A 12,145-nucleotide genomic window follows, 5' to 3' on the forward strand; every position below is an offset into this window, starting at 1 on the left:
TACTTAGGAGATACTATGAGCGAATATGTTATAAATGTAGAGCATGTAGACAAGGTTTATAAGCTCTACGCTAGTAATAAAGCCAGAGTGGCAGATACTTTAGGACTTAGTAGGAAGAAGAATTATAAGGAACATTATGCCCTGAAGGATATGTCGTTTTCTGTTAAGAAGGGTGAATGTGTAGGACTTATTGGTACTAACGGTTCCGGTAAATCTACAATTCTGAAGATTATTACAGGTGTGTTGTCGCCTACGGCAGGTGAGGTGACTGTTAACGGCCGTATTTCGGCTCTATTGGAGCTTGGAGCGGGCTTTAACATGGAATACACAGGTATGGAAAATATCTACCTTAACGGAACCATGCTTGGCTATTCTAAGGAAGAAATAGATGAAAAGCTTGATGATATTCTTAGCTTTGCAGATATAGGCGATTTCGTTTTCCAGCCAGTAAAGACATACTCTAGCGGTATGTTTGTACGTCTTGCCTTTGCGGTAGCTATCAACATTGACCCTGAGATTCTTATTGTAGATGAGGCTCTTTCAGTTGGCGATGTGTTCTTCCAGGCAAAGTGCTATAAGAAGTTCGAGGAATTTAAAGAGGCAGGAAAGACTATTCTTTTCGTTTCCCACGATTTGGGCGCAATCAGCAAATATTGTGATAAGGCAGTGCTTATCAATAAGGGTGATAAGGTTGCTGAGGGCACACCAAAGGAAATGATAGATATATATAAAAAGATTTTGGTTGGTCAGGAGCCAGTGCTTAACAGCAAGGTCGATATCGCAGATAGCTTTGCAGCTATTGATGGTCAGGCTTTAGCTCAGGTAGATAATGGCAAGACCTGGAAGTCAAATTATCAGCTTAACCCTAACGTTAATGAATACGGTGATGGCAGAGCTTCTATCGTGGACTTCGCTATAATCGATGACAACGGTAATTACACCAATGCAATTATGAAGGGCAGCACCTTCACAGTTAAGTCAAAGGTGCATTTCAATACAGATATAGAAAACCCAATATTCACACTTACCTTTAAGACTCTTAAGGGAATAGATGTTACAGGTACCAACACTATGTACGAAAAGTGCGATGTTGGTCTTTGTAAGGAAGGTAGCGAATACGTTGCGACCTTCACACAGAGAATGGATATGCAAGGCGGCGAATATCTTATGTCTATCAGCTGTACAGGCTTTGATGGTGTAGATTTTGTTGCATATCACAGATTATACGATGTTATGAATCTTACAGTTGTAAGCACCAAGAATACTGTTGGATTTTATGATATGAATTCTAACGTAACGGTAGAACAGGTGAAATAAAAGGGAGTGCCTATGATTCAGGAAAAGTATAACAGGCGAATTTTTGATGAGGGAACTATCGAGGCCATTGAAAATCTGTCACACCTTAGAAGCAATGTGCTGTCGCCAGTAGGAATTGGCAAGGGCGATAAGGTTCTGATTATTGATCCAGACAGCGATGCTTTGGTGGAATGGCTTAAAGAGGTTGCTACAGATGTTACTGTAGCAACTGAGGATGCAGTGAGAGATATTAAAGGTACATTTAATATCATCATTAATCTCGGACATTTAACAGAAACCCCATCAGTTCTTAAGCAGATGCTTTCAGCTGAAGGAAAGCTGGTATATGCTTTGCCAGAAAAGCTTAGAATGGCAGATTTTACCAAAAGGCTTTTAAAGGAAGCAGGCTTCAAGGACATTACGACCTACAGGGTCAGCCCTGATTACATGTTTACTACAGAAATATACTCAGAGGATTATATAGGGGGTGGAGCAGGCGACTATCTGCTCATTGCTAAATAATGGAGAGATTACTTTACGAAAAGCTTTCTAACGAGCGTAATCCAAAATATAACATCATCACTGATATAGTTGAAAGAGACGGCAAAAGGGTTGTTATTAAACGCCCATACGATGATGAGGCCAAGGGCCATATACATAGAGTTTTTGATAGCTACAGAGGCTTGCAGCAGATATTGCAAGGCTCTGATTTTTGCGTAAATGAAAGTAATTTGGTGGGAGATGCCATCGAAAGCGAATTCTTAGAAGGACAGCATATTACAGAGGCTGATGCAGCTACATTCATCGAAGCAGTTAAAAAGGCTTACATGAAAAACGCCAAGGAATTCGAAATAAGCCCAGAGTTTGAAGAGGTATTCGGACAGGTCAGCATGCCAAGAGGAGTGCTGGCAAGTGAATACTTAGATGTAGATTTAATTTTTGACAACGTCATCAAAACAGACAAGGGTTGGCAGATAATTGATTACGAGTGGACATTTGATTTCCTTGTTCCTATCAATTACGTATTCTACCGCGCTAGCAAGTTCAGTGACCTTCCAGAACATCTAGTATCAATATCAGATGAGGAAAGAGCTGTATATCAGCAGATGGAGGACCACTTCCAGTCAAAATACATCTTCAAGGATGTTAAGAATCTTCACGAATTAAGAGAGCATGCAAAGGGACGCAGCAAGACAAGTGCTGATTTTGCAATTGCCAGCCGCGACTATCAGATAAAGCAGCTGCAGGATTTGATTGCAGCTAAGGATGTTCACATCCGCAACATCGAGGCTAACCTCAGTCAGATTCAGACCATATACGATAACACAGTTAACACCAGAGGTTATCAGACACTTGAAAGCATCAGAGCTTTCAAATCCTTCCTTACAGGCAAGGATACTCCAGCACGCCAGGCAAAGCGTGCTGCCAAGGAGGAAGCAAAACGAGCAAAGCTTGCAGCAAAGGAAGCCAAGAAAAAGGCAGCTATGGGTGAGGCAGAGCCAAGCATCGCCATCCACCTGCATCTTTTCTACGTGGATTTGCTACCAGAATTTGTTAGCTATTTTGCAAACATGCCATACAGATTTGACCTTTACATATCTTGCCAGGAGGATGCTGATGTTGCAGCTATAAGAGCTGGTCTTAAGGAGCTTAAGCTTGCTAAGAGCATCGACATCAGACCTCTTCCAAACAGAGGTAGGGATTTAGCACCTTTGTATGTAAAGTTTGCGAATGAAATATTAAATCACGATTATTTTTTACATATTCATAGTAAAAAGTCTTTGTACTCAGGACAGGAGAAGGGTGGCTGGAGACAGTTCTCATTAGAGCTACTTCTTGGTTCAGAGGACAAGATAAAGGATATATTTGATCTATTCAAAAACAAAAACGCCGGTCTCATTTATCCTGATATCCATGAAGAAGTACCTACAATCGCTTATTCATGGTTGGCAAATGAGGGATTGGGCAGACAGCTTTTTGCAGAATACGATTTAGGCGATATGCCTTCAGTATTCAATTATCCAGCAGGCTCATTCTTCTGGGCTAGGACAGATGCACTCAAACCATTGTTTGAACGTGGATACACCTACGAGGATTTCCCTCGTGAGCAGGGCCAGACAGATGGCACACTTGCTCATGCATTAGAGCGCATCCTTCCATTCATTTCCAGAAAACAGGGCTATGATGATTACATCATGTATTTAGATAAGGCTGATACAGTCAGAAATAAGAGCCTTCGCCCATTTTACAATACCTTCAAAATGGACAAGGAGCTTCTCACAATGAAGCTTGGGGCTTATGATGTGGTATCCTTTGATATTTTCGATACTTTGGTTACCAGAACAATCTTCGAGCCAGATGATGTTTTCCATCTTATGGAGAATATTATCGCTAATAAATACGGCAAGCACGTGCCTTTCCTTAAGATTAGAAAGGCCGCAGAGGCCGAGGCAGTTAAAAAGTACGGCGCCATGACCACTCTAGATAAGATTTACGTGGAAGTGGCTAACGACAAGACCATTGGCAACATCGCCCAGGACATCAAAAAGCTGGAGGTAGACCTTGAAACAAGGCTTTGCATTCCAAGAAAAGATATGGTTGATGTGTTCAACACATTAAAGGCCATGGGCAGACACGTAATCTTAGTCAGCGACATGTATCTTAACCGTGCACAGATGGTTGGAATCCTTCACAAATGCGGCATCGGTGGATATGATGAACTGATTATTTCCTGCGAAGTAGGAGCTAGAAAAGATGATGGAAGCATGTGGGATATGTTACTTTCTGGTATCAATCCAAACAGCTTTATCCACGTGGGTGATAACTTCCGTTCTGACTCGCAGTTTCTTATGGACAGAGGCGTTGCCAGCCATGTAGTGCTTAGCCCTAAGGCTATGCTGGAGCTTTCAGATTTCGATTATCTAAAAGCATTTGCAAAGGACAACATTCCTAATTCGCTTATGCTAGGACAGGCCTTAAATGGTGGGCTTTTCAATTCTCCATTTGCTTATGGTGAAGGTGGAACACTTAAGTTTAAGGATAATTACGATTTCGGCTACACCACAATGGGACCTTTGATGGCCCGATTCATTCAATGGGTAGTTGAAAACAATGCTAATACAAAGGAATCCTTGTTGCTATTAGCTCGCGAAGGATATCTTCTAGAGCAGATGTTCAAGGATTACTGCAAAAACCGTGGTAAGGAAATGCCAGTAGCTAATTATTTTCTTACATCACGTCGTGCGGTGGCAGTGCCAGCACTTGAAACTGAGGAGGATATCAGAGAGCTTCTCCTTCAAAAATATATGGGAAGCTTTAGCAATCTTTTAGAGGAGCGCTTTGGAATAAGCCTTCATGAGGATGATCAGGATGTCCAAATCGACTACGCTACAAGCCAGGATGAAATGATGAGAATAATCAGTCCATACAAGGATGAGATTCTTGCCAAGGCAAAGGTTGAAAAGAATTCTTATATGAACTACGCAAATAAGATATTCAGCTCAGCTACAGACCTTGCAGTAATAGATGTAGGATTTTCTGGAACAATCCAGTATTTCCTAATGAAGCTTACAGGCAGGGATATCGCCGGACATTACCTGGCCCTTCATTCTAACAAGCCAGAGCGTATCGGCGGCAGAGCAGATGCCATCTACGAAATAAAGGATGCCAGCAAAATCGGCGAAAGCAAGCTTCTTAGATATCAGCTGTTTTTGGAGAGTGCCCTTAAGGCTCCAACAGGTCAGCTCATCAACTTCACTATGGAGAATGGCCAGCCACAGCCTCATTACAAGGATGACGATTACGTCAGCGATGATGTAAGAAGGCTTCAGCAGGGTATCAAGGATTTTGTTAAGCAGTTTGCAGAATCCACAAAGGATACGAAAGATGGGCTTTTCGCTGATACAAAGCTTGTAGAAGATTTATTCTATGATATAATTGCAAACGGTACATTAACTGAGGAAATTGCAGACAGTCTTACAGTTGAGGATGGCTACAGCCGCGGTGGTGTACAAAAGTTTGATATTAAGACAGGTACATGGAAGGTAGATTAGTTTGAGAGATACTTTTAATGTGGTATTTATCAGATATCACTTAACCAAGAAAAATACATTATTGTTCCAGGGATTTTATCCATTCGATAATCCTAAAGGCTACGAGCTTGTAGCAGAAATGAACGGACAGCCATACAAGATGGACATCACTATCAACGAAGGCAACGAGGTTCGTCGTCGCTACATTGCAGCTCACAAAAGCGTTTCCAAGGAATACGTTGGCGAGATAGAGCTTCCAGCAAACCTTAAGGAGGTTAAATCCCTTAAGCTTGTTTGCGTGCTAGGCGACACAAAGAGCGTTGTCTACAAGGCTACAGGCCGAGACCTTGAAAAGCTTAAAAAAGAATATGAATACAATTTGGAGCGTTCTGCGGTTACAGACGACAAGATTCAAATCTTGGGCTGGGCCATCGGCAACGTGCCAGAGGAATTCCATTTATATGATGGCAACACAGAAATTCCAATTTCTGTTAAGCGTATGTTCAGAAAGGACGTTTACGGCGTTTATCCTGAGCTTACAGAAAAGTGCGATTCTGGTCTTGAGATTGTTTTTGACAAGGGCAACTACAAAAAGCTTCGCCTTACAATCACTGCAAATGGTCAGGTTTACGATTGCAAGGTTGATACGGAGCACGTCCTTACTGGCGGCAATCTTCTTCCAAAGAAGAGCCTCTGGGAGCGCATCGAGCTTTACCGTCAGGACAACGGAATCGGCGCTACTATCAAGCATGCCATCGACAAGTTCAAGGATGCTGATGCACCAAAGTACACATACATGGATTTCCTTACAAGCTTTGGTCCTACAGATGTAGAGCTTCAGCGCCAGAGAGATGAAAAGTTCGAATACAATCCAGTGATGAGTATTGTAATTCCACTTTATAAGACACCAGAAAAATATCTGGTAGAGCTTATCGATTCAATCATCGCCCAGACATATCCTAATTGGGAGCTTTGCCTTGCAGATGGCAGCGGTGATGATTCAATTGGCAAGTTTATTGAGAAGAAATACCCTAAGGAAAGCAGAATCAAATACACATTGCTTTCAGATAACTTAGGTATTTCCGAAAACACTAATGCAGCCATTGCACTTGCAACTGGTGATTACATCGTGCTTTCCGACCATGACGATACATTGGCTCCAAACGCTATGTACGAATGCGTTGCAGCTATCAATAAGGACCGCGAAATCGATGTGCTTTACACAGACGAGGATAAGATTTCCATGGATTCCAAGGAATACTTTGAGCCAGTGTTCAAGCCAGATTTCAACTTGGATTTACTTTGTTCGGTTAATTACATCTGCCACTTATTTATTTTCAAGAAGGAATTATTTGAAAAGGTTGGCGGATTCAATAAGGAATATGATGGAGCACAGGATCACGATTTAATTCTTCGTTACTGTGAGGCAGCTAAGAAGGTTCATCACGTTCCAAAGGCGCTCTATCACTGGCGTAGCCATGCAGCATCTACAGCCATGAGTGCAGAAAGCAAGCTTTACGCTTTCGATGCAGGAGCCAAGGCTGTTCAGGCTCACTACGACAGATTAGGCATTCCAGCTACAGTTGAGCAGGATACATTCTACGGATGCTACCGCACAACATACAACTGGGGCAAGGAGCCACTTGTTTCTATCATCATCCCTAACAAGGACCATACAGATGATTTGGACAAATGTATTAAATCAATCGATACAAAGAGCACATACAAGAATATTGAATATATCATTGTTGAGAACAATTCTACAGAGCCAGAAACCTTCGAATACTATAAGAGCATCGAAGGCAGAGATGATGTAAAGATTGTTCGTTACGAGACTCCAGGCTTTAACTTCTCTGCAATCAACAACTGCGGAGCAAAGGTTGCCAAGGGAGAAATGTTCCTACTTTTAAATAACGATACAGAAATCATCAACGAAACCTGTATCAAGGAGATGGTTGATGTTTGCCTTCGTCCAGATGTTGGTATCTGCGGAGCGCTTTTATATTATCCTGACAACACAGTGCAGCATGCAGGTGTTGTAATGGGAATCGGCGGCATCGCTGGCCACACCTTTGTTGGCCTCGAGCGAAGCGAGCCAGGCTATATGTTCAGAGCCGTAACTACTCAGGATTTGTCAGCAGTTACAGCCGCATGTCTTATGGTTAGACGCGATGTATTTGAAGAGGTTGGCGGCCTTACAGAAGACCTTGCAGTTGCATTCAACGATGTGGACTTCTGCATGAAGGTTCGCGACAAGGGATACCTTGTAGTCTACAATCCACACGCAGAGCTTTACCACTACGAATCAAAATCCCGTGGCTACGAAGACACAGGCGAAAAGGTTGCCCGCTTCAATTCAGAAGTAGAAAAGCTAGAAAAATACTGGCCAGACATCTTAGAAAAAGGCGACCCATACTACAATCCAAATCTATCAATATTAGATGGCTGGTATCGCCTGAAGGAAGAGTAAACGTAAAGTAACCAAAGGCTAATTTTATCGAACTGTAATAGTATTTTATTTATAGATGAGGACCTGAGCATAACCTAGGCAAGCGCGAGGAGGAGGGCCCCATGTAGTTAAGGAGGGACCCTTTAGGGAGGTTCCCTTGACTGCAATGGGAGGTGGCCTCCGGGAGCACGGAGTACTAGAGGACAGGTCCGGACTAGGAGTAAGAAAATGAACAGAAAAATTGCAGTAGCCGGCACAGGCTACGTAGGACTTTCAATTGCTACACTTTTAGCACAGCACAACCACGTAGTAGCAGTAGATGTTATTCCAGAGAAAGTAGAACTAATCAATAATAAAAAGTCTCCAATCGTAGACGCAGAGATTGAAGATTATCTTGCAAACAAGGAGCTTGATCTTGTAGCTACACTTGATGGTGAGAATGCTTACAAGGATGCAGAATTCGTTGTTATTGCAACACCTACAAACTATGATAGCTCAAAGGATTACTTTGATACATCAGCTGTAGAAGCAGTTATCGAGCTTGTACAGAAGGTTAATCCTGATGCATACATGGTAATTAAATCTACAATCCCTGTAGGTTACACAAAGAGAATCCGTGAGAAGATGGGTTCAAATAAGATCTTATTCAGCCCAGAATTCCTTCGTGAATCAAGAGCTCTTTATGATAATCTTTATCCAAGTCGTATCATCGTTGGTACAGATGAAAAGGATGAGGCTCTTACAAAGGCAGCTCATGAATTTGCAGCACTTCTTCAGGAAGGCGCAATCAAAGAGGATATTGATACTCTTGTAATGGGATTCACAGAGGCAGAGGCAGTAAAGCTTTTTGCTAATACATATCTTGCACTTCGTGTCAGCTACTTCAACGAGCTTGATACTTATGCAGAGACAAAGGGCTTAGATACACAGGCAATTATCAAGGGTGTTTGCCTCGACCCACGTATCTCAGACCAGTACAATAACCCATCATTTGGTTACGGCGGATACTGCCTACCAAAGGATACAAAGCAGTTGCTTGCAAACTACAATGATGTTCCACAGGAGCTTATCCGTGCCATCGTTGAATCAAATAGAACACGTAAGGATTTTATCGCTGATCAGGTACTTAAGAAGGCTGGCTATTATGGCTACGGCGATTCTAATGAGTACAACAAGGATGCTGAAAAAGAAGTAACAATCGGTGTTTACAGACTTACAATGAAGTCTAATTCAGATAACTTCCGTCAGTCATCAATCCAGGGCGTAATGAAGCGTGTAAAGGCAAAGGGCGCTACAGTAATCATTTATGAGCCAACACTTGAGGATGGTACAACATTCTTCGGTTCACGCGTAGTAAATGACCTTGGCAAGTTCAAGGCACTCAGCAACGCCATCATCGCCAACCGCTACAACTCATGCCTCGACGACGTCCGCGACAAGGTATACACCCGTGACGTCTTCGCCCGTGACTAATGTAATCAAAGCGGAGTAAAGATATGGAAGCAATAGTAACATTAAAGAAAGGCGAAGGCCGCACTATTAAGGCGGGCGGAGCCTGGATATTCGATAACGAAATAGATACAGTAATGGGCTCCTTCGAAAACGGAGACATTGTCATCGTCCACGACTTTGATGGCTACATGATGGGCCGCGGCTTCATCAACACCAATTCAAAGATAAGAGTGCGCATGATGACTCGCAATAAGGAACAGCTTATCGACGACGATTTCATTGCCATGCGAGTAAAGAATGCATGGGAATATCGTAAGTCAGTGCTTTTAGAGAAGGATTTGAATTGCTGTAGAGTAATTTTTGGCGAGGCAGATTTCTTGCCTGGTCTTGTAATTGATAAGTATGCTGATGTGCTTGTGGTTGAATCACTTGCACTTGGCATTGATAGATTTAAGGTGCAGATTGTAGAGCATCTTAAAAAGATTATGGCTGAGGATGGCTATAGCATCCGCGGCGTTTACGAGCGTAGCGATGCGGCTGTTCGTAAGAAAGAAGGCTTGGCACCATACAAGGGCTTCATCGGTGAAGAATTTGATACCGATGTTGAGGTAGTAGAAAACGGAGTTCATTACATGGTAGATGTAGTGAATGGTCAAAAGACAGGCTTCTTCCTTGACCAGAAGTACAATCGTCTTGCTATTCAGCGTTTGTGCAAGGGTAAAAAGGTACTTGATTGCTTTACCCACATGGGAACCTTCGCACTTAACGCAGGTATCGCAGGGGCCGCTGATGTAACAGGTCTTGATATATCAGAATTCGCTGTATCTCAGGCCACAGCAAATGCAAAGCTTAACGGATTAGATTCCACTGTAAAGTTCAGACAGGCAAACGTCCTTGATGAGCTTCCAAAGCTTGCAGAGGCTGGTGAGAAATATGATGTGGTAATCCTTGACCCACCAGCATTCACAAAATCCCGCGAGGCTACAAAGAACGCCATGAAGGGTTACCGTGAGATTAACATGAAGGGCTTAAAGCTGGTAAAGGATGGCGGTTATCTTGCCACTTGCTCATGCTCCCATTTCATGACACAGGATTTATTTATAAAAGTAATCGGTCAGGCTGCCAAGGCTGCTCACAAGCGCCTTCGTCAGGTTGAGTTCCGCACTCAGGCACCAGACCACCCAATACTATGGGCTGCAGATGAAAGCTATTATCTTAAGTTCTTAGTGTTCCAGGTTGTGGATGAGAAATAAAAAAAGGCCCCGATAATTCGGGGCCTTTTAAAGTGGCTAACAGCAAAAGGAAGGTGAATTATGAAGAATGGGATTAGATGCTTAGCAGTGATAATGACACTAATGCTGACTGGCTGCGGTGAGATTTCGGCTAGCTCGGATTACGGTGTTTACATCGGGGCAGAATATAGTGAGCTGCCGGAGGGTATAAGCTATGACACCCTTGTTATAGATGCCCAATATTATTCTAAAGAGGAAGTCGCAGCTTTAAAGGAAAACTGTGGCGAGATTTACTCATATCTGAATATTGGTTCAGTGGAAAGCTTTAGAGATTATTATGATGAATACAAAGATATTACCACAGCCCCTTACGAAAACTGGGATGAGGAGCGCTGGGTAGATGTCAGCAATCCGAAGTGGCAGGAGTTTATTATAAATGACCTGGCTCCACAGCTGATAGAAAAAGGCATAGATGGATTCTTTATTGATAATTGCGATGTCTATTACATCGACCCAAGAGAGGAGATATATCAGGCTTTGACTGACATGCTTTCTAGCCTAAAAGCAACTGGCAAGACTGTCATCGTAAATGGCGGAGACTCCTACGTTTCCCGCTACCTAGATGAGAATGACACTCTATCTGCAGTAATAGATGGCGTCAATCAGGAGAGTGTCTACACTTCCATCAACTGGGATGAAGGCACCTTCGGTGAAACCACAAAGGACGACAGCGAATACTTTCTGGACTACCTAGAGCGCGTCAGCGACGCTGGCGGTGAAGTATATCTCTTAGAATACACCACCGATGACAAGCTAGCCCGCTACATCCAAGACGAAGCAGACGCTTTAGGCTACCATGTGTTTATATCATCAACACTGGAGCTAGTGCCTGTGGAGGGTGGTGAAAAAGATGTTAATCAGCAATCAGAAGCGATGGCACCACCAGATGAACCGGTTAAAGAAAACACTACAGGGGAAGAGAAAATGACCACAACAAATGTTAAAGACACAGAAAATTTCTACGGAATAGAATTTACAGCCGACAGCGACATCTTCGCAAGGATAAAGGGAAAGTCCTACAAGGATGACTGCACAGTGCCGCTAGAGGATTTGAGATATTTGCATGTATTACATGTGGGATTTGATGGGCAGACCCATGAGGGAGAAATCATATGCAACAAGGCAATAGCGGAGGATTTGCTGGAGATATTTGAGCAGCTGTATGAAGCAGGCTATCAGATAGAAAAGATTAAGCTGGTGGATGAATATAATGCAGAGGATGAAGCGTCAATGGCAGATAATAATTCTTCAAGCTTCAACTTCCGATTCATCAGCCACACAACAAAGATTTCAAAGCACGGAAGTGGAATGGCTATAGATATTAATCCACTTTACAATCCATATATCAAAACAGTTAATGGAAACCTGAACATAGAACCAGCCAACAGCACACCATACGTAGACCGCGCCGCCGATTTCCCGCACAAGATTGATGAAACAGACCTGGCATATCAGCTGTTCATCGCACACGGATTCAGTTGGGGTGGAGCATGGAATTCATCAAAAGACTATCAGCATTTCGAGAAGTGACGTAGTGAAGCCGCGAACCAGATGTTTAGAATGAGCCTGTAGCTGTCAATGAATATATTACACAATGAGCCAATCTCGCGACGGTGTAATATATT

At 42.8% G+C, this 12,145-nt stretch carries 7 protein-coding genes; all 7 read left to right on the plus strand.

The window, feature by feature from the left end:
• Positions 1 to 15: 15 nt before the first annotated feature.
• The 7 genes from G611_RS0100275 to G611_RS15530 all read left to right on the plus strand — a co-directional run bounded on the left by G611_RS0100275 (position 16) and on the right by G611_RS15530 (position 12,050).
• Positions 16 to 1,317, plus strand: coding sequence for an ABC transporter ATP-binding protein (locus tag G611_RS0100275; protein WP_028241897.1), 1,302 nt, complete (start codon positions 16 to 18; stop codon positions 1,315 to 1,317).
• A gap of 12 nt (positions 1,318 to 1,329) precedes the next feature.
• Positions 1,330 to 1,818: a hypothetical protein gene (locus G611_RS0100280; protein ID WP_028241898.1), complete on the plus strand. Its 489-nt coding sequence runs from the start codon at positions 1,330 to 1,332 to the stop codon at positions 1,816 to 1,818.
• Positions 1,818 to 5,348, plus strand: coding sequence for a rhamnan synthesis F family protein (locus G611_RS0100285; RefSeq protein ID WP_028241899.1), 3,531 nt, complete (start codon positions 1,818 to 1,820; stop codon positions 5,346 to 5,348). The genes G611_RS0100280 and G611_RS0100285 overlap by 1 nt, the downstream gene beginning before the upstream one ends.
• A 1-nt stretch (position 5,349) precedes the next feature.
• Positions 5,350 to 7,797, plus strand: coding sequence for a glycosyltransferase family 2 protein (locus G611_RS0100290; protein ID WP_028241900.1), 2,448 nt, complete (start codon positions 5,350 to 5,352; stop codon positions 7,795 to 7,797).
• A gap of 207 nt (positions 7,798 to 8,004) precedes the next feature.
• Complete coding sequence (locus tag G611_RS0100295; protein WP_028241901.1) at positions 8,005 to 9,249, plus strand: nucleotide sugar dehydrogenase; 1,245 nt, start codon at positions 8,005 to 8,007, stop codon at positions 9,247 to 9,249.
• A 23-nt stretch (positions 9,250 to 9,272) separates the two neighbouring features.
• Positions 9,273 to 10,481: a class I SAM-dependent rRNA methyltransferase gene (locus G611_RS0100300; RefSeq protein ID WP_028241902.1), complete on the plus strand. Its 1,209-nt coding sequence runs from the start codon at positions 9,273 to 9,275 to the stop codon at positions 10,479 to 10,481.
• A gap of 60 nt (positions 10,482 to 10,541) precedes the next feature.
• Complete coding sequence (locus G611_RS15530) at positions 10,542 to 12,050, plus strand: M15 family metallopeptidase (RefSeq protein WP_081656921.1); 1,509 nt, start codon at positions 10,542 to 10,544, stop codon at positions 12,048 to 12,050.
• The last annotated feature ends 95 nt before the right edge of the window (positions 12,051 to 12,145 follow it).

Source organism: Pseudobutyrivibrio ruminis AD2017, assembly GCF_000424305.1.
GTDB lineage: Bacteria > Bacillota > Clostridia > Lachnospirales > Lachnospiraceae > Pseudobutyrivibrio > Pseudobutyrivibrio ruminis_B.

Coding starts and splice junctions, on each gene's coding strand:
- G611_RS0100275 (WP_028241897.1), top strand. CDS start 16: ATGAGCGAATATGTTATAAATGTAGAGCATGTAGACAAGGTTTATAAG.
- G611_RS0100280 (WP_028241898.1), top strand. CDS start 1,330: ATGATTCAGGAAAAGTATAACAGGCGAATTTTTGATGAGGGAACTATC.
- G611_RS0100285 (WP_028241899.1), top strand. CDS start 1,818: ATGGAGAGATTACTTTACGAAAAGCTTTCTAACGAGCGTAATCCAAAA.
- G611_RS0100295 (WP_028241901.1), top strand. CDS start 8,005: ATGAACAGAAAAATTGCAGTAGCCGGCACAGGCTACGTAGGACTTTCA.
- G611_RS0100300 (WP_028241902.1), top strand. CDS start 9,273: ATGGAAGCAATAGTAACATTAAAGAAAGGCGAAGGCCGCACTATTAAG.
- G611_RS15530 (WP_081656921.1), top strand. CDS start 10,542: ATGAAGAATGGGATTAGATGCTTAGCAGTGATAATGACACTAATGCTG.